Source organism: Okeania sp. SIO3B5 (genome assembly GCF_010692555.1).
GTDB lineage: Bacteria > Cyanobacteriota > Cyanobacteriia > Cyanobacteriales > Microcoleaceae > Okeania.
This window is the reverse complement of the sequence record NZ_JAAHHG010000031.1, coordinates 1-19,524: the sequence shown is the minus strand read 5'-3', so window position 1 is coordinate 19,524 and position 19,524 is coordinate 1. Positions and strand designations below refer to the sequence as shown.

18 protein-coding genes are annotated in these 19,524 nt (G+C 36.3%); 7 read left to right on the top strand and 11 right to left on the bottom strand.

Going from position 1 to position 19,524, the window contains the following annotated elements; genetic code table 11:
* Positions 1-204: 204 nt before the first annotated feature.
* Genes F6K54_RS07130 through F6K54_RS07120 form a run of 3 tightly spaced genes read right to left on the bottom strand, consistent with a single transcriptional unit; the run spans position 205 to position 1,286 of the window.
* Positions 205-384 (bottom strand): hypothetical protein, encoded by a 180-nt coding sequence (locus F6K54_RS07130; RefSeq protein ID WP_293076007.1) that lies wholly within the window; start codon positions 382-384, stop codon positions 205-207.
* Positions 377-559 (bottom strand): hypothetical protein, encoded by a 183-nt coding sequence (locus tag F6K54_RS07125; protein WP_293076005.1) that lies wholly within the window; start codon positions 557-559, stop codon positions 377-379. Before F6K54_RS07125 ends, F6K54_RS07130 begins: the two co-directional genes overlap by 8 nt.
* The gene (locus F6K54_RS07120) at positions 510-1,286 is read right to left on the bottom strand and encodes a dynamin family protein (RefSeq protein WP_293076004.1); all 777 of its coding nucleotides are present in this window, start codon (positions 1,284-1,286) and stop codon (positions 510-512) included. Before F6K54_RS07120 ends, F6K54_RS07125 begins: the two co-directional genes overlap by 50 nt.
* 163 nt (positions 1,287-1,449) lie before the next feature.
* Here F6K54_RS07120 and F6K54_RS07115 point away from each other — a divergent pair, with 163 nt between their 5' ends.
* Together F6K54_RS07115 and F6K54_RS07110 are read left to right on the top strand one after the other, a co-directional pair.
* Positions 1,450-1,830: a hypothetical protein gene (locus F6K54_RS07115; RefSeq protein ID WP_293076002.1), complete on the top strand. Its 381-nt coding sequence runs from the start codon at positions 1,450-1,452 to the stop codon at positions 1,828-1,830.
* A gap of 150 nt (positions 1,831-1,980) precedes the next feature.
* Positions 1,981-2,571, top strand: a complete 591-nt coding sequence (locus F6K54_RS07110) for a transposase (protein WP_366558067.1) — start codon at positions 1,981-1,983, stop codon at positions 2,569-2,571.
* 1,414 nt (positions 2,572-3,985) lie between these two features.
* Here F6K54_RS07110 and dxs read toward each other — a convergent pair.
* From dxs to F6K54_RS07090, 3 genes are all read right to left on the bottom strand, one after another.
* Positions 3,986-5,893, bottom strand: a complete 1,908-nt coding sequence (gene dxs, locus F6K54_RS07105) for a 1-deoxy-D-xylulose-5-phosphate synthase (protein WP_293076000.1) — start codon at positions 5,891-5,893, stop codon at positions 3,986-3,988.
* Between the two features lie 1,072 nt (positions 5,894-6,965).
* On the bottom strand, positions 6,966-7,847 hold the full coding sequence (locus F6K54_RS07095; protein WP_293075998.1) for a glycosyltransferase family 2 protein: 882 nt from the start codon (positions 7,845-7,847) through the stop codon (positions 6,966-6,968).
* A 331-nt stretch (positions 7,848-8,178) separates the two neighbouring features.
* The gene (locus F6K54_RS07090) at positions 8,179-9,012 is read right to left on the bottom strand and encodes an HpsJ family protein (RefSeq protein ID WP_293075996.1); all 834 of its coding nucleotides are present in this window, start codon (positions 9,010-9,012) and stop codon (positions 8,179-8,181) included.
* A 798-nt stretch (positions 9,013-9,810) separates the two neighbouring features.
* Here F6K54_RS07090 and F6K54_RS07085 point away from each other — a divergent pair.
* The 4 genes from F6K54_RS07085 (at position 9,811) to F6K54_RS07070 (ending at position 13,324) form a co-directional block, all read left to right on the top strand.
* Positions 9,811-10,512: a response regulator transcription factor gene (locus F6K54_RS07085; RefSeq protein WP_293075994.1), complete on the top strand. Its 702-nt coding sequence runs from the start codon at positions 9,811-9,813 to the stop codon at positions 10,510-10,512.
* Positions 10,513-10,647: 135 nt separating this feature from the next.
* On the top strand, positions 10,648-11,154 hold the full coding sequence (locus F6K54_RS07080) for an adenylyltransferase/cytidyltransferase family protein (protein ID WP_293075992.1): 507 nt from the start codon (positions 10,648-10,650) through the stop codon (positions 11,152-11,154).
* Between the two features lie 247 nt (positions 11,155-11,401).
* Positions 11,402-12,121 carry a GUN4 domain-containing protein gene (locus F6K54_RS07075; protein ID WP_293075990.1) on the top strand — a complete coding sequence of 240 codons (720 nt, stop codon included), beginning with the start codon at positions 11,402-11,404 and terminating at the stop codon, positions 12,119-12,121.
* Positions 12,122-12,874: 753 nt separating this feature from the next.
* Positions 12,875-13,324 carry a GNAT family N-acetyltransferase gene (locus F6K54_RS07070; RefSeq protein ID WP_293075988.1) on the top strand — a complete coding sequence of 150 codons (450 nt, stop codon included), beginning with the start codon at positions 12,875-12,877 and terminating at the stop codon, positions 13,322-13,324.
* Here the strand turns inward: F6K54_RS07070 and F6K54_RS07065 are convergent.
* A complete protein-coding gene (locus tag F6K54_RS07065; protein WP_293075986.1) occupies positions 13,299-14,306 on the bottom strand; it encodes a sucrase ferredoxin in 1,008 nt (335 codons plus the stop codon). The two genes, F6K54_RS07070 and F6K54_RS07065, sit on opposite strands and share 26 nt — an antisense overlap.
* Positions 14,307-14,405: 99 nt before the next feature.
* Here F6K54_RS07065 and F6K54_RS07060 point away from each other — a divergent pair, with 99 nt between their 5' ends.
* Positions 14,406-14,552: a hypothetical protein gene (locus tag F6K54_RS07060; protein ID WP_293075984.1), complete on the top strand. Its 147-nt coding sequence runs from the start codon at positions 14,406-14,408 to the stop codon at positions 14,550-14,552.
* A 56-nt stretch (positions 14,553-14,608) separates the two neighbouring features.
* Here F6K54_RS07060 and F6K54_RS07055 read toward each other — a convergent pair whose 3' ends face one another.
* From F6K54_RS07055 to F6K54_RS07040, 4 genes are all read right to left on the bottom strand, one after another.
* Positions 14,609-15,769, bottom strand: a complete 1,161-nt coding sequence (locus F6K54_RS07055) for a cupin domain-containing protein (RefSeq protein WP_293075983.1) — start codon at positions 15,767-15,769, stop codon at positions 14,609-14,611.
* A gap of 947 nt (positions 15,770-16,716) precedes the next feature.
* On the bottom strand, positions 16,717-16,908 hold the full coding sequence (locus F6K54_RS07050; protein WP_293075981.1) for a hypothetical protein: 192 nt from the start codon (positions 16,906-16,908) through the stop codon (positions 16,717-16,719).
* 189 nt (positions 16,909-17,097) lie between these two features.
* On the bottom strand, positions 17,098-18,441 hold the full coding sequence (locus F6K54_RS07045) for a TRAP transporter large permease subunit (protein WP_293075979.1): 1,344 nt from the start codon (positions 18,439-18,441) through the stop codon (positions 17,098-17,100).
* Complete coding sequence (locus F6K54_RS07040; RefSeq protein WP_293075977.1) at positions 18,425-18,979, bottom strand: TRAP transporter small permease subunit; 555 nt, start codon at positions 18,977-18,979, stop codon at positions 18,425-18,427. Before F6K54_RS07040 ends, F6K54_RS07045 begins: the two co-directional genes overlap by 17 nt.
* Positions 18,980-19,524: the final 545 nt, after the last annotated feature.

Genomic DNA, 19,524 nt, shown 5'->3' with positions numbered 1-19,524 from the left:
CATTGAGGTTAGAACATTAGACATCTCTAATAATAACAAATAAAATCAATTATGCTACAGAAATAATCAATTCTTTCCCCCTACTCTGTAGGGATGTTGCATGCAACGTCCCTACTCCCTTTTTTCTAGAGATGTCTATTCCTAAATGCTGTTAAAATTTAGTCAGAAATTATTTCTGACTTCTGAAGACTTGCGCGACATCCACTACTCATCAATTAGATTGACCTGCTGAACGAGTTGCTGAGATAATCGTTGCGCATTGTCTAAAATTCTCTGAGTCTCAGTTTTCATTTGTTTGATACCTTGACGCTCTTGTTCAGTTAAAGTTTCTTGCCGCGAACGTTTCTCACGCAATTCAAATAGTTGATGTTGAGTATTATCCATCTGCCCCTGAAGCGATCGCCCGATTAAGTGGAACTTGTAAAAAGGTCGCCCCTCTTTCTTGGGTGAGAAATTTCTCTAAAGCTGTTTTAAATTCTGAAAAGCGACTTTGAGTTAGTAGAGCATTATCATCGTTGCGCTTTGCTTGTAACGCTTGGTAAGCAGAAAGACCAAACACCTTTGGAGTTCCAATTTTTTTTATAATATACTTCATATTCTGGAGAATCTTCGCCATATTGTTCTTTAGCTCTATTTGTCGTCATTTTCTGGATACGATCTCGGATATACTTAATTCCTTTCTCAGCATCTTCAGGACTGTTGTAACGATCGATTCCTGTTACAACAAAGATTATCCGACCTAGATCGTTTGTCAGTAATTTTGTTTCGACAAATTCTTTCTCAAATTGAGAAAAAGGAGATTGAGCCATCACAACCATAATAGCTGCATCCACTTCCGGTAGCACCGAAAGTGTTACCTCAGTCATATTAGCTTCATCATTTAATCCAGGTGTATCAATAATATCGACATTATTCTGACAATAATGCACTGGATAGTAAACTACTGCTTCTTTTACATTAGCAGCAGTTTCCTCTGACTCTGGTGTTAGTTTGGTAACATAGTCAGCTAATTTATCAATAGCTACTTCTTCAATTCCACCATCTCGGAATTTAATCTGTACTAATGGTTTAACTCCATAGGTCACGCGGTTGAGAGTTGCAGAACAAGGATTAACATCTGCTGGTAGTATCTCTTTACTTAACAAAGCATTAATGAAAGTGCTTTTTCCTCTTTTGAATTCTCCAACAACTGCAACTGAGAAAGAGTTTTTTTGAACACGTTCTAGAACATCATCAATCAAGAAAATTGATTTTTGTAAGTTGAGTTTTTGAGAAAACTCTCGCAAATTTTTCAGATCGGTGACTAAAGTTAATTGAACTTTTCTATAATCCGTGAATGTTCCTGGGGTGATTAACTGTTGAATGAAAATTGTATAAAATAGTTGCTAGAAGTAGAAAAGTGTGTTAATATTAAACAGGTAACCAAAGCTTAGGAAATAATTCATGTGAATGCGACTTGTTGACAGACATATTATTAAACGAACACATAACTTTTGGCGAGTGTGTGATGAGTTAGCCTTTAAGTCAAAAAACTTGTATAATTTGGCTAATTATTACTGTCGTCAGCATTTTTTCAAGTGTTCAAAAAGTCTAGATTTAACCAAACTCTACCATGCAACCAAAGATAGTGATGCTTACAGATCCTTACCAACCAAGGTATCAAAACAAATAATCAAATGCTTGGTTGCCACTTGGCGTGGTTATTTTCAGGCAATCATTGAATGGTCAAAGCATCCAGGGAAGTTTTTAGGTAAACCCAAAATACCAAAGTATAAAAATAAAACTCAAGGTAGGAATGTAGTTATATATTCATGCATAATCAGTCTATAAAGCCCCTCTTTTAGATGGTATTTGTCACTTATCCATGAGTGAAATCATGCATACCTGTAGTTGTGGATACTGTCATCGAAGTGAGGATAGTACCTGCTACTAGCTGCTATATAATTGAAGTAGTGGCGTGAAAAAAAACATCAGCCACAAATAGACTCAACATATGTAGCCGGAATTGACCTAGGAATTGACAGTAAGGTAGCTCTATCTACAAACAAGCCCGGTGTTAAACCTATGCTAGTTAATGGTCAGCCACTAAAAAGCGTCAATCAACTATATAACAAGCGAAAAGCTAAGTATCAAAGTGTTCTCAAGGGACAGAAAAAAACGAGCCGTAAGATTGAAGCATTAACCTATCACCGAAATCGTTTTGTCGAGAATTATCTGCATAACACCAGTAAATTAGTGGTGAATTATTTAGTCACTAACAGAATTGGTATTGTAGTCATCGGCCAAAATGATAACTGGAAACAAGGCGCAAATATCGGCAAAAAAAACAACCAAAATTTTACTCAAATACCGCATTCTCAGCTAATTCAACAGATAACTTATAAGTGTCAACTGGCTGGGATCAAAGTCATTGAAACGGAAGAAAGTTACACCAGTAAAACTTCAGCTATTGACTTAGAAAAACCTTGTAAACATAGAACTTATGTAGGTAAACGAGTCAAACGTGGTTTGTTCAGGAGTGCAACTGGTATAGTCATTAATGCTGATGTTAATGGCAGTCTTCAAATATAAGATAAGAAATTCCCAGAGGCATTTACTGCCGAGGGAATAGTGAGCTGTGCCGAGAGCGCCAATATTGGTTAATCCAATATCAAGATAAAAGTTGTTACAATTTTCTACAGTTTTTTTCGTACGGTTTGATTATTAGAATTGTAGTTTGATTCCATTTTTATATGCCTCCAGATTCGATTAAGCTAAAATCGGCGTTGCTGAATTAATGTATAATATTAATCTTAATTACTTAGGAGTCAACCCACCCCTAGCTCCCAGGAGGGGAAGTTATATCATGTCCGGTTGAATACTTATTATTAAGGTAGTAGGGGAGTAGGGAAAATAGAAAGATTTACTGTTTAAGCAAGAGGATAAGTTTTTTCATAACTGATTATCCGGACATGATATTAGGAGTCAGGAGGGAAGAAAGAAGAAGAAAGAGGAATAGAAATTGTTGATGTACTAATATTTACTAACATAAGTTCATATATATTGATACAGCTATACCGATCTAGTTGTATAGATTATGCTAAAATCTAGCAAACAGAGTAGTTTGTGGTGCTTGCGCCAGACCACTAAGTAACCGCTATCCTGATAAGTTGCCGCGCTTCGTGGTCAAGTAATTAAAACTTCTGTTGAGCCGATAACCAAGGCGACGTAAGTAATTCATTTGCGTCTACAGGTTTTCTTGTAGACATTGGGAGATACCCCCTCAGCAGGTTAATCTTGCTGTGCATTGTTAACAAATGTTAGCAAAATAGTATCGGTTCATGCGTAATATCATGTCCGGTTGAACAGTTATAAATAATTAGGGAGTCAACCCACCCCTAACCCCTCCCAGGAGGGGAACAGGAAGTCAGGAGAAAGAAGTTTTTTTATCACTAATTATCCGGACATGATATAAGTCCTGATAAAGTACAGATATTAAAAATTATAGCAGTTTTCACAAAGGTAGACTACAAAGCTTCTGCCTTTCGCCCTCAGCATAGCTGCCTTTAAGGCAAAATCTCTGTATTCTATGTTAATGAAAACTGCTATAAATGTTCCCATTGCGAGCATCTTGCCCGCTATGAGTGTACCTCACACCTATTGACATCCTCCCCGGCTGTTAGGCGCGGGGATTCCTACTGAGCCGTAGCTCTTCGGCGGGTTGACGCTTTGCTTCGCATAGCTGCCGCTAACACGGGGCGCTGCTTCCTTGGCGGTAGTCTGATGCTTCCCTCCACGTCCGCGCACGAGTTTCCGCAATTCGCAGCTCCTCCGGAGGAGGCGTGCCCCCCGGCAACTAATAACAGTTTAGCATATATCCAATTCACTTGCATGCTCAAATAAAAAGTCGCCCTACAAGGGCGAGGCTTTAAACCCAATTTTTCGGTAAATCATTCTATCAATTACCAAAGCCAAACTATTAGTGAGGGAATTACCGCTAGTAAACTTAAACGTTAACCGTTGATAACTTAGACTTAAAACTCTGCAAAATACGTTCAGCCATCTGAGATGGAGTCAAACCCAAATCAGCTTTCGACTCATCAGGTTTAGCATGATCCACCAACTTATCCGGTACACCCAAACGTAACACAGGTACTATTACATCATTATCCATCAAAGCTTCCGTAACTGCCGAACCAAAACCACCCATCAAACAGCCTTCCTCCATAGTCACAACTTTTCCAATACGTTGTGCCAAAGGCAAAATTAATTCTGTATCCAAAGGCTTGACAAAACGAGCATTTACCACTGTAGCTGCAATACCATGTTCGCTGAGAATTTCGGCAGTTTGCACAGCAGGATGTACCATTGACCCATAGCCCAATATCAAAACATCATCGCCATTCCGGAGAATTTCACCCTTACCAATAGGAATAGCTTCCCAACCCTCTTCCATTAATGGCACACCATAACCATTACCACGAGGATACCGCATGGCAATAGGGCCATCTGTATAGTCAATCCCAGTCACCACCATTCGTTGCAACTCTCCCTCATCTTTAGGTGCCATGATTACCATATTAGGGATACAACGTAAATAGGCAATATCATACATTCCCTGATGAGTAGGGCCATCAGCTCCCACAATTCCAGCGCGGTCTAAACAGAAGAAAACTGGGAGCTTTTGAATACAAACATCATGGATAATTTGGTCATAAGCTCGTTGCAAGAAAGTCGAGTAAATACCCGCCACAGGCCGCATTCCTTCACAAGCTAATCCCGCAGCTAGAGTCACAGCGTGTTGTTCTGCAATACCAACATCAATATATTGTTTTGGCAACTTAGCATGAAGTTTATCCAGGCAAGTACCAGTTCCCATGGCAGCAGTAATACCGATAATTTTAGGATTATTTTCGGCAAGTTTCACCAAGGTATGGGCAAAAACTTTAGAGTATTTGGGAGGCTTTGGCTTGTTTGCTGGTAAAGCTTTGCCAGTAGCTAGATTAAAGGGATTTTGAGCATGATAACCAACTTTATCTTCTTCAGCAACTGCGTACCCTTTACCCTTAGTTGTAGAAACATGAACTAATACAGGTCCAGGAATTTCGTGAGCTTGCTTGAAAGTTGTAATTAGTTCTTCTAAGTTATGCCCATCAACAGGACCAATATAAGTGAAGCCCAATTCTTCAATAACTGCTCCCACTTTTGATACTGCCAAACGCTTCATCCCTTCTTTAAGCCTTTCCATTTCTGGCGTAAAGGTTTCGCCTACAAAAGGAATATGTTTGAATTGTTCTTCTAGGTTATCTTTGAGAAACTGGATTGGTGGAGAGAGGCGCATTTTGTTCAGATAGCGAGAAATAGCTCCCACATTAGGAGAGATAGACATCTCGTTATCATTTAACACTACCAGCATATTAGTTTTAGGTAAGTGACCTGCATGGTTAATAGCTTCTAAGGCCATACCACCAGTTAAAGCGCCATCACCGATAATCGCTGCTACCTTAAAATTCTCTCCTTTCATATCTCTAGCTAAGGCCATTCCTAAAGCAGCAGAGATACTTGTCGAAGCATGACCTGCACCAAAATGGTCAAACTTGCTTTCACAACGTTTGAGATAACCTGCCACCCCATCTTTTTGTCGCAAGGTATGGAAATTGTTATATCGACCTGTGATAATTTTGTGGGGATAAGCTTGGTGGCCTACATCCCATAGAACTTTATCCCGATCGAGATCGAGAGTTTGGTAGAGACCCAGGGTAAGTTCTACTACTCCTAATCCCGGACCTAGATGTCCTCCACTTGTAGCAACGGTTTCTAGATGTTTTTCTCTTATTTGTCTAGCAATTTCTTCTAATTGATGAATTGAAAGACCGTGCAACTGGTTAGGATGAGAAATTTCGCTCAGATGCATACTTTAAATTTTATTGAAGTTTTGTGTAGATTTACCGAATAATTAATAATTAATAATTAATAATTAATAATTAATAATTAAATAATTCTGGTTTAAAGCTTCCCCTTTTAAGGGGAAAAAGCGGTCGAGAGATGGATGGTTTTCCTAACCATATCCAATGGACCAAGAGAAGAAATAATATTTCCTGATATTCAATCCTCTCGGCTTTAACCAGAGGTAATTATCAATTATCCATTATCAATTATCCATTATCAATTATCCATTAATGAAGATGTTTACTGGGGAATATTGACGATTGATTTACCTTTTGACTACTCCCCGGAGGTCAGTCACGAGGATTCTAAGTTGATACTACGCAACAGGATAAATCCGTGTTGCTCCGCCTGTTCTTAGCTGACCAAAGATACACTCTCTGGGGACAAGTCAAAGTGCCCCTACACAGTTGGCTTAAGTAGGGGCGATTCGCGAATCGCCCCTACTGCTTTCTGCTTACTTTTGTGATTATATTTGCAGCCCCATTACAGTCTGCAGTCTTCACACCAATTATTACCTGTTCTATACAAACCACGCTTCTTGATGCAGTCGCTCATGGGGGAAACCCCCTTTGGCGGCGCTGCATCGCTTGATTCTTTTTCCTGACGGTTTCCAATCATTGGCCCGTAGGGTCGGTGCTTCCTTGCTCGGACTCAGGTTCCGAGCACCAGCACCGAGTTTTTCACCATAATTAGGCAGACAGTCACCATCTAAAAATGAAGCGACATTTGTATAACTTTCTTCTGTTTCTATAAATATTATTCCATATTCAGAGCATAACTGAGCTATTCTTTCTTTGAGTCTAGCTGTAGGAATTGGTACAAATTCTGAATTACTTTTTTTTCCTAATTTGATTTCATTTTTCTGACCTTTATTCCAACCAAAAACAATTGTACCAATAGAATTTTTGTGCGCAATGATTAATTACTATTCTGGCTGCTTTATTAAGACCCAAATCGCATTTGGCGATTACGCTTTTCTGTAATGGCAGCTAGTTTATTTGACCAATAGTTATGGGTAGAAATTATCAAACAGTTTCTCACCCTTGTGCCTCAATTTCTACTTTTGATGAATTAGCATCGATGGCTGAAGTTAATGATGGTACAGGCATATTTTTCATTTCCCAGACTTTAATTAGTATGAGATATTCATAGAAAGCTTGCAAGGTACACCAAGCAAATCCTGCTTGGCCATCAAGACATCCTTTGAGAAAAATATACATATAGATGAAGCGAATTACTGGTCTAAAGGGCAAGCGTAAGGAAAAATCTTTGAGGGCACGTCTTCTATCTACTTCTGAAGATCCAAAAAATAGATTTTTCCAAGATATGTTTCCTGTTTCTAGTTGTTTAACTGTTTCTACTGCTTCATCTGTAGAATAGCGATTGTGCTTTTCTATCCACCGAGAAATTCCTTTGCTGCAGGTGTAGTGGGGATAAGTTTCTTTCAAAAAACTTGTGGGACCTTCACAAACTTCTCTTTCTGTGTGACCATAATCGCTAAACCATACTTTGTCTTTACGAAATAGACGCATCTGGTAGCGGGGATATTGTGTACTGTAGCGAATCCAAGCCCCCATAAACATAACCCGTTCCGCAACATAATACCCAATATATTCTTCTTGACTTTTTATTACTTTTAGGCATTCATTAAATAATTCTGGGGTCATTCGTTCATCTGCTTCTAGAATATAGACCCATTCGTTTTTTGTAGTAACTTCTTGTAACATCCATGTGCGTTGTTTTCCATGGCTTTCAAATTTATGTGGAACTACTCTTACATTATAAGATTTTGCTATTTCTACAGTCCGATCGCTACTTAAGGAGTCTACTACTATAATGTCATCTGACAACATTGCTGACTCAATGCAAGCGGCAATATCTATCTCTTCGTTGTAAGTCAGTATATAAATTGAGAACATTCGCTAAATTTTAGTAACTGCTCTTTAACTATCAAGCTTGTAAATACAGATTATGAAATTAAGATATTTAAAGGTGGGGCATTGAGCATTAGGATTAAGTTTATATTTTAATCCTTACTGTCAACAATTAACTCTTCAAAGAGTTGTTTAAAGCCTCTCCTTTAAAGGAGAAAAAGCGGTCGTAGCGCAGCTTCCCGTAGGTTAGGATGGCGAGGAGACCTCACCATATGCAATCGACCAAGAGAAGAAAAAATTTTCCTTAAGGGTAAATCTTCTTCTTTTCAACTATAGGTAATTATTAATTATTAATTATTAATTATTAATTGTTTAACTATCTTGCGGGATTTTGGCGACGCCCTTTACTTTTAATAATTCCCATATTTTTTAAACCTGTCCAACCAATCATAATGTAGCCTACTGCTAAAAGTAAGCTGCTTAAACCTGTTCTGAGCATTGATTTAAAAGAATTTGTTTTAGCTTGTTCTTCTAATTCTTGCTTGCGAGTACGAATTCTAGTTAAAAGTTGAGTTGGTAATTGTTGTGCCTGACGGTTGAGAAATTCATCTAGAACTTGAGGGTTGTCCTTTGATTGTGCTAACAAGTTTTTCACTTGCTCTGATAATTGTTCATTTTCTAATGCTTCATTCAGCCTAGTTTCATCTCCTAACAAAGTACTAAATTGATTCTTTAATTGACTTTGCCTTTGTTGTATCTGATTTTGAAATTCGCTAGTACTGACACGAGCTTCTAACTGTGTTTCAGCTTGACTTGCTTGCTGATTTATTCGTTCAATGGCCTCTGTTCGAGCTAGAAGAGTATTATTTAGATGTAGAGGAAACATTAACAGATATATTAGCCCTAATAAACTTGCTAGTAAAAGTCCCCAAAACCTCAAATCTAATATAGAGGACTTGGAGTTATCTTGAAGTCCAGAATTACTGCTTACCCAATAGCCTGTAAATAATAAGGCCATTCCTACCATAGGAATAATTCCTCGATCGACTAACTGTGTCACTAGGCCAATTTGCCATGGTCTACTACCTATGTTGAAAGGAATTGACAATACTACAAAGTCAAGCAGAGAGGACAGAATCATAATTATTCCTACTATTGTAAGAGTCCTAGCAGCTATGGAGGAATATTGACGAATGTTTGTTGCTTTCATGACATTTTACTAAGTTCTAAAATTATCGTTCACTGGGTAGCGGGTCTTAAATTCTGAGAATGCACTTTACTACGCTAAGAGCTAATACATATTTTAGCTGTTAATGTAGCTATCTGTCTTTACAATTATCGCAGAGTATACAAAGAATTTATCAGCATTTCTCTATTATTATTATTTAGAAATTGATGGTACTGAAGTATATATTGTGTAATAATGGTCTATAAATAGGCCAAGTTACTCCCATTCTTTACAAAAACCCAATTTTTGGCTTGACTAAGCTGATTTTAACAGCTTAATGTTTTGACATTCACATTTATCATATTTACTTTTTTCTACTAATGATCAAATAAATTAGTTAGTAAGCATTCAGCTATTAGCTGTCAGCTATCAGCAACAAGAGTATCTCCTTAAGGATAGTGTTTAAATTAACAACTGAGTTTAAAGGTAAGGGAGGCCACTTTTGCAGGAAGACAATTAAATATTGCTTTTATCCTAAACTAAAAGCAATAGCTGATAGCTGAAGTCCGTAGTTCCGACCATAGGAGGCTGGCTGACTGCTGAATGCTTACATTAGTTAATATTTTGTATTAAGTTAAATAAAAATTTCCCAAAACTTAATTTACTCAGGAATTGCTAAAAACTAGAAATAATGGTAAAAATTACGATGGATAAAAAGAAGACTGATGAAAATCACAAAGATCTTATTAAAAGTAGAAAATAAATGTCAAAATAAATAAATATAATAAATATATTATTGGTAGTATGAATTATGGGTAAACGAGGAGGATTGAATCAGCAATGAACGATAAAATTGATAACAAGAAACAAATACTAATAGTAGATGATGAAGACAGTTTAAGAATACTCTTAAAAAGACATCTAGAGTTACAAGGATATGAGGTGAAAGATGCAAATTCTGGTTTGGATGCACTATCAATATTAGAACAATTAAATCCGGATTTAATTGTTTCTGATATAATGATGCCACAAATGGATGGTTTGGAATTTTGTCAACGTCTACGCTCTAGTAATTTGGGTCAATTAGTACCATTTATATTTCTATCGAGTAAAGGAGAGTTAGAAGACCGAATTTTGGGTTTATCTATGGGAGCAGATGATTACATAAATAAGCCATTTGAAATGCGAGAATTGGTAGCAAAAATTGAGGCTCAATTAAACCGTTCCCGTCGTGTTCATCTAGAAATCAAAAAGCTGACTGAAAAGCATCTAACTCAAACAACAAAATCTCAACCTCAAGAAGCTCCAGAACCACTACCTCTAACACCAGCAGAAGAAAGAGTTTTTTGGGAAGTAGCTCAAGGTTTGACTAATAAACAGATTAGCGATCGCCTATTTATTAGTCCTCGAACTGTACAAACTCATTTGAGTAAAATAATGAGAAAGCTAAATTTAGAAAATCGCTCCCAGTTGGTTCGTTATGCCTTTGAACATGGATATCAACCACCTACCGAACAAAACGTTAATGAAGGTCAAGCTTAACGAAGTCAGAAGTCAGAAGTCAGAAGTCAGAAGTTATTTTTTTAACGGGGATTTGAGCAAGGCTCCAAAAATATTTGGCCTTAAAAGGCGGGGTTGCGCGACCCAATTATTTTGATCAAAGATAAATATTAAAGAATGGACTCCCAAAAACTAATTTCTGGTTTATATAGTTTAATTGAACTAGAACAGACAATCAATTCTCAACCTACTTATTGGAGACCTTTAGTATTTACAAATGGATGCTTCGATCTACTTCATGCAGGACATATTCGCTATTTATGGGCAGCTAAATCTTTGGGACGCTCGCTAATAGTAGGGTTAAATAGCGACCGATCTGTACAAACAATTAAGCCACAACCATCGGGGTCTCCTGTGAGGCCAATTATTCCCCAAGACCAACGGGCAGAAGTTTTAGTCGCTCTGAAACCAGTGGACGGAGTAGTAATGTTTGATGAAGCGACTGCTACTCATCTTATAGAACGGCTGAAACCTGATGTCTATGTTAAAGGTGGGGACTATTCGGTTGAAACATTACCAGAAGCACCAAAAGTTATGGAATATGGTGGTAAAATTTCTTTAGTTCAAATAGAAGTTTCGACTTCCACTACTGCAATTATTAATCGTATTTTACAAAATAAATAGTTTTCAACAATTAATAATTACCTCTTCTTTCCAAGAATAAAATTGACTAAAAGGAAAATTTTTTTCTTCTTTTGGTCGATGGGATATGGCGAGGAGACCCGCTCTTGACAGAGCCGCTCCGCTTTATATTTTGCGGAGCAAAACGCCATCCATCGACCGCTTTTTTTCTTTATAAGGAAGAGACTTTAAACCTTAATTATTCGGTAAATTACAAATTACTTCAAAAGCTGAAACACACAGTAATTTTATGACAGAATCAAGGATTAATTCTACAACAAACGCTTCATCTAATATAGCTGAACTAAAGTCTCAATTAGAATCTGGTTCTGAAAAAAAACAGCTACAGGCAATTCCTATTTTGGCACAAACAGGTAATGATGGTTGGCAAATATTAATGGAATTTTTACAAGGGCAAAAATCAGATTCACCTACTATTATTTCAGGAAAAATATACCAAGTTTTACGTCAAATAGATTCATCGAAAATTGATGAATTTATAAACAAAAACTTTCCTCTGGGAGTTGTACCGATAAAATCAGAATCTAATGTTGACTATAGTCATATACAAGTAAAACTTGCTCATCAGGATTTTTTAGAAGCTGACAAATTAACTATGCAAAAATTGTGTGAATTGGCAGGAGAGGCAGCTATACAAAGAAAATGGCTTTATTTTTCAGAAGTAGATAGTATTCCCATTGCAGATTTGCAAACTATTAATACTATGTGGTTAGTTTATTCAGAAGGTAAATTTGGCTATTCTGTACAGAGAGAAATGTGGTTAAGCGTAAATAAAAATTGGGATAAGTTGCTGCCAAAAATTGGCTGGAAAAATGGCAATAGTTGGACGAGATATCCAAATGAATTTACTTGGAATTTGAATGCACCAAAAGGACATTTACCTCTATCCAATTTACTGCGTGGGGTGCGAATGTTTGCTTCTATATTATCTCATCCTGCTTGGTCTTAATCAGAATGGCGATCGCCTTTAATTAGGGTTTGCTGAAAAAGTCTTTTTCAGGAGTGGGGGAGTAGAGAGTAGTTAGGAGGAATGGAGAATAGCATTTAATTAGGAGATAGTTGTAACAATTGTTAGAGTGATTTTTCTGCAATTATTATGCCTTTTATGCTAACTTTTTGATGGTTTTCGACTGAAAACCTGGTACTTTTTTCGTAACTGCGGAATGCTGCGCAAACAGCTTTTTAATGAATGAAGTAAAAATTCGTTTAACTTCATACTACATTTTCCCCCCATAAATTGAAACACAAGAAAGACTTGTTTTGAGTTTTTAACCTATACAATTCAAGCTAATAAAACTGATAGCTGACAGCTGAATGCTTACCTTTTTTCAACTTAAAAAAGGCTTTAGTCAATCTCAGTCAATGGTTTGAAATTTAATCGGTAAGCCATAATTAAAGAGGGTGCATCTCAATATTTGCAAAAATACTTTTTTCCTATATATTCCCTATTTTCTATTCCCTATTCTCTATTTCCTGTCACCAAAAAATAGGGTCTAAAGCCTCCCCTTTTAAGGGGATGAAAAAAATATTCGATTCAGTATTTTCAATTCACTTTGCTTTCCTATGGTGATGCTGCGCAAACAGACAGAGGTACTGATAACTGATAACTGATAACTGAAAAGACCTGTTCCCTGTTGCCTAAAAGCGATAATTTTTTTGCTTTATTTAAAATTGAAATGCACCCATTAAAGATGCTTGAAAAATGAGAGAATTTCAGATTCGCTTAATTCAAAACCAACAAGAAAAAGATGCAATGTACTATCAACGTTGGTTAGTATTAAGAGCACCAATAAATATGGAGATAGGAACAGAAAAAGATGAATATGAAGATAGTGCCTTACATATTATTGCTGTTTGCGAGCAACAAATCATTGGGTCAGCTAGACTCCGGGAAATATCTAAAGAATTAGGAAGTATTGCATATATTTCTGTTTTACCTGAATTTCAATCTCAGGGAATAGGAACAGCTTTAATCAAAAAAACCATTGAAATTGCCAAGGAAAAACAACTAAAACATTTGAGAGTAATGACTCGTATCAGTGCTTCTCAGTTCTATAGAAAAATAGGTTTTATCGAAACTGGCGAGCCATTTCAATATTTAGACATACCCCATCAATTTATGTACTTTAACTTGCTTTTTTGTGAGGATTGACAACAACTTTCTCAATAATTTTCCGTTCAATTTTGAAGCTGATATGACTAACATAATACTTAATAAATTCAGAATTCTGAGTAGCATCACAGGAACCTTTAAGTTGGATAGTTTTACTTTCATCTTTAACTAACCTACCTTGACAAGTGTATCTAGAACCATCAGGTTTAACTACAGCTAATTCAGTATTAATTAACGTTCTATCAGAATTTATATCAATATCTAAAAAATTAACCTTACACTCAAACCATTCCCAACCATGGCGGAACATTAGTTCCCTTTCCAATGCCTGAATACAAGTTGGTAAAATACCCCAACCTCGATATACACCACCTAATAATTTAATATTGCCCGTTCGTAGCAAAATAGACTTAAAAGATTCCCCATCAAGTAACCCATAATATCTACCATCAGGAAAATCAATCATAGTAGGTGCGAATCTATGGCCACCAAAGTGACTTGCTTTCCAAATTCTAGTATTTTTTACACCCAATTCGGAAATAGTTTTTTTAGCTTGCATATAAAACGGATTACCATATCTAGCACAGCACTTGTCATGGCTACCGTGAGTACAAACTAACATATCCCTAATTTGATTTTCTTGAATATTAATATCTAAATTATCCCCCGCTAAATATTTTTGAATAACAGGAGCTATTTTTTCAGGACTATCTACATCAAATTCATATTTTTTATAACCACTTACAAATGAACTTTGCTCTTTTTCATAGATTAAAATTTTTCTATTATTTTGTCTTTGATTTTGATTTTGAGTAATTAGTAAAAATCTGACTGAAAGTTGAGATTTACTAACTTCTCTCATCAAAATCTCTAAATTTTCTGGTAGATAACGAGACTCATAAGCATTATAATCCCAAGGGTAAGGGCACTCTATCAACACATATATTGAATAGTTTGTACCACTTCCAATAATATCTTCATTTGCTTGTCGGCAAGCATCAGCGCAAAAAAATGTATTCATGTTTAAACTCCAGGTTCTACAAAAATAACTCTTTCATTAACTAACTTCGATAACATTGGCATAATATCTATTTCCCAATCATAATCTGGGAGTAAATTTATGACATCTTTTCCCGTAAATGTTTCTCGACTAAATAAATTTTCAACAAACTTTTATGACACTGCTTTAATAGATATTTATTTACAAGAAACTATGATTTCATATTCATCTTCTCCCTCAGGTATTTTAGAAATCTGTAAACGTTGAAATTGAGGTATTTTAAACTTAGTTTCCATGGCATTATCAAATATATGTATTCATGTTTAAACTCCAGGTTCTACAAAAATAACTCTTTCATTAACTAACTTCGATAACATTGGCATAATATCTATTTCCCAATCATAATCTGGGAGTAAATTTATGACATCTTTTCCCGTAAATGTTTCTCGACTAAATAAATTTTTAACGAATTTTTCTGGCACTCCTTTAATAGATACTTCTTTACCAGAAACTATTATTTTATATTCATCTTCTCCCTCGGCTATTTTAGAAATTTGTAAACGTTGAAATTGAGGTGTTTTAAACTTAGTTTCAATGCCATTATCAAAGATATTAAATCCAGCTTGATAAGGCAAAACATATTGATAGATAGGTTTTGCCAAACTATCTAAATAGCTGTAATATTCTTCGCTAATATTATGATTATTTATATACTGTTCTAAGTCTTGAATTAAGGTTTCAAGACTTAGATGAAAAGAATTATTATCTATTCTTAAAGGTAGACTTTCTCTCCACTCTTCTCTGTGTTGTAATTTACAGATTAACCATTCCAATAGATCGATACCTGTTTTACTGTGAATACCTAAAGTTAGATGAATAGATGGTTCTTCTTTTGTCGCTGCGTAATGCCAATGTCCGCGAGGTATATAAAGTACATCTCCTGGATGCAAAATACAACTTAAATAAGCTTCTTCTTCTGGTGGTTCAAGAGAGGATGATTTCTGGTTTGGCAATGGGTATTTTAAAGTGTCGGTGTAGACATACCATTGTTTGCTTCCTTCTACTTGCAGAATAAATACATCGTGAGTATCGTAGTGGCGAGAGAAACCTTGTTTACTAGACCAGGAACAGTAAGCATTGACCTGAGTAGGATATCCTAACTCATAACTAAGTTTTGAGGCCAAAATTGAAACCTCTGGAACCCTTTGATGAATTTGGTCTATGATTAATGTCCCACCTTTCTGACACCATTGGGTAAGATTTCTATTCTCTTTTGCCTCTAGAACTTTTCCATCAAATGCAAGACGTAGATCGGGATATTCTATTTGATGGAAGTTCAATAGATGGTTGAGTTTGTCCCATGAAAATAAGTCTGTAAAGTTTTTTTGTCCTTTACTAGAGATGGCGATCGCTTTCTTTGTCCAGTTGTTTTCCAGAAATTCTTCTTGAGGTAATGGCTCTATTAAATACCTTAGGTTAAACATAATTGATAATTTTTCCTATTAAATTTTCAATAATATTTTCATAAAATGGGTTTTTCCAGAATTCTTAACTTTCTTATATTATAAAGCTACCTAAAATTGATTCTGTATTCTTTGATAGAGCTGTATTAAATGCTTTAGGTTTAACATAATTGAGATTTTTTTCTATTAATTTTTTAACATGGTTTTTTATAGAATTCTTAACTTTCTCATATTATAAAGCTACCTAAAATTGGTTTTGTATTTTTTAGCAGATCGAGAAAGCTGGAATACGTTGTAATCCTAAGTACTCACCAATAACTTTTTTTACTTGTTGCTCTTGGTGCTTCAAGAGATTTTGAAACTATGAATACTATGTATACAAAAAAATTGCTTGGTCTCTTCTATTGAGTTTACTCTAGTATAGTCATTTCAATTGACATCCTCCCGACGTTGCGCATGGCGCGACAACGCGGGATTCCTAAACCTCGCGGCTCAGGACTTTCTGCTTCGTAGCACCTGCCTCCGAGGCCAAACCTCTTTCTGGTCTTACGGTCGCTCCACAGACTGAAACTGCTAGCCCAGCAGCCTAAGTATATTTAGGATAGCATACCCTTGTAAGAACCGCTCTTATTGATTGGTTTTCCCATACGACGCTCTCCCTTAGGGAGAGGGCGGGTCTTCAACCAACGTTGAGATAAAAATTAAAACTTTCTGTGGCAAGAAACCCTTGTCTCAATCTAAGCTGAAATGACTGTAAATACTTCTTGGACTATATAAATATAATAAACATAATTTTGAAAAACAATTCTTATAAATATTTTGATTAACGAGGGGTAAAGCTTTTACCGTTAGCTCTGTTTAGTTGTCACCAGTTCAAGACTTACATGGCTAGTTAAAATAAGGGAAATAGGTAAGCCTTAACCCCTAAATATTCAAAACAAAAATTAAAAGACTTGAATACTTAACTATTAATGATGACGGTCACCACCATCTGCATCAAAATTACGGTCGCCACCATCTGCATCAAAATTACGGTCACCACCATCTGCATCAAAGTTTAATCCTGATACCAAGTTTTTTCCCTGTAACACAGGTATGTCTGTGACTTCTATTTGAATTTTACTAGGCCGAGCTTGCTGAACATTAAAACTCTGTGACATACTTTATCCTTCCTTATTTGTTCTGAATAACTCCCTATGAACTGGAGTTAAAAATCAGTATATATTAAACTCCTTGGTTTATGCAATAGTTGAGAAAGATTTTTAATTATTTTGTGCTGGACCTTGAAAGTTGCTTAAAAGAGTTGAAAACTTGTATACATCTCCGAGCAAGATTTTGAGCTTAAACCTTTATCTACTTAATGATGGCAAAAAATCAACAATACCAGGAAAAGAAATAATTATAACTAATACCAATAACTGAAGTAATATAAATTGAATAGCACCTCTATAAATTTCACCAGTAGTAACCTCTGGAGGTGCAACACCCCTTAGATAAAATAGTGCAAAACCAAAGGGAGGCGTTAAAAAAGATGCTTGAAGATTAGCCCCCAATATTACGCCGTACCAAACCAAATCAATTCCAAGTTGTTGAGCAACAGGTACAAATAAAGGTACAACAATAAAAGCAATCTCAAAAAAGTCGATAAAAAAACCAAGCAAAAAAACAATTGTCATACTGACAAATAAAAAGCCTGTTGTTCCCCCAGGAAGATTAGAAAGTAAATCAAACATAAAGCGATCGCCTTCAACCCCCCGGAAAACCAAACTAAAAGCAGTTGACCCAAGAAGTATAAACATCACCATCGTAGTTGTCCTGAGAGTCACGTCACATACCTTTCTCAAAGAAGTCCAACTAAATCGACCATTGGCCAGAGCCAGAGCGATCGCCCCCACACACCCTACCGCTCCAGCTTCAGTCGGCGTAGCAATACCAAAAAATATACTACCCAGAACCAGTAAAATTAATAATAATGGTGGAATCATTACTTTTAGCACCCTGATGCCCAAATCTTTACCTCTAAGACTGCGCACCTCTGCGGGTAAAGCAGGAGCCAAGTCTGGCCTAATAAAAGCAACAACCAGAATATGAAGAGCAAATGTTCCTGCCATTAGTAAACCAGGCAAAATAGAGCCAATAAATAGATCGCCAACAGAAATTCCGAGTTGGTCAGCCAATACTACCAAAACTACACTAGGAGGTATAATTTGCCCCAAAGTTCCCGATGCAACAATAACACCCGTAGCCAGCTCTCTATTATATCCATACCGCAACATAATAGGTAAAGAAATTAATCCCATTGCCACTACTGTAGCAGCAACAACACCTGTCGTCGCAGCCAAAAGAGCGCCCACAATAACAACAGCTAGAGCTAAACCACCCCTTATTCTGCCAAATAATATCCCCATTGTTTCCAGAAGTTGTTCTGCAATACCGGATTTTTCCAACATTGCTCCCATAAATATAAAGTAGGGTATAGCCAACAAAGTATAATTGGCCATGATTCCAAAAATTCTTTGGGGCATTGCAGTCAGAAATATAGGGTCAAACACTTTTAAAGCAATACCTATTAGTCCAAAAATTATTGCCACACCCCCCAGAGAAAAAGCTACAGGGTAACCAATAGACAGTAGCACCAGTGCTCCTGCAAACATTAATGGGCCTAGCCATTCATATTCAATACTCAGATTCATAAAACTCCTTATCACCTGGTAGTTGACCTGTAAAAACCGCAAAATTTTTAATTGCTTCAGAAATTCCTTGGAGAAACAACAATACAAAGCTAACAATAATCATTGTCTTAATTGGGTAACGAGGTAACCCACCAGGATCGGGAGAAGTTTCAAGAATAGCCCATGAATTTAAAACAGCTCCCCAAGAAACAAAAATCACAATGAGACTGAAGGGAATTAAAAATAATATCGTACCAATCAAGTTAGCTAGAGCTTTTCTTTTGGGACTCCAGCGAGTATAAAAAATATCTACACGAACGTGTTGATTATGTTTGACACAATAAGCTCCACCAAGAAGAAAAACCAGATCAAAAATATACCACTGAATTTCAATAAAAGCGTTGGAAGTTAAATTTTGACCAACACTCCTACCTAGATAGCGTCCAATAACATTCCAAACACCAACTAAGACCATCAGTAAAACTAACCAATAAGTAAGACGTCCAATTAATTCATTCAATCCATCAATCATCCGTGATAGACGTAGGAGTCTTTTCAATACGAGTCCTCCCATAGCATTAAACTTAATAGTATGTTTTGGACATTTAATTTTGCCCCGAAACTTTAACTATATATTCTCAGAATACCTTGTACAGCATACGGCCTTAAAAATTTACATCTCACTCTCAAACTAGGGGCATCTTCATTTTGAATTAGATTATTTTCATGGAGATTAATATTTTTTCTATAAAATTTCAAGCCTCAAAAGCCCTACCATATATGAGATACAAGCATCATCTCCCTACTAAAAATAAAAAAGTTTGCTCAAAGGGGTTGACAGGCAAAGATAGAGTTGCTAGATTAGTAAATGCGCAGGGAGAGAGGTAAACACCTCCAACCAACGCCAGAACCTAGAAAACTCAATAGTTTGAAAGTTTAACAGCACTACATTCCTTGTTGAAAATATTTAATTAGGATCAAGAACGTAGTTCTAAATCCTTGATACAAGAAAAAACCCTCATAGTCAAGAGACTGTGAAAAAAAGTTAGAGCATCAAACATCATGGAGAGTTTGATCCTGGCTCAGGATGAACGCTGGCGGTCT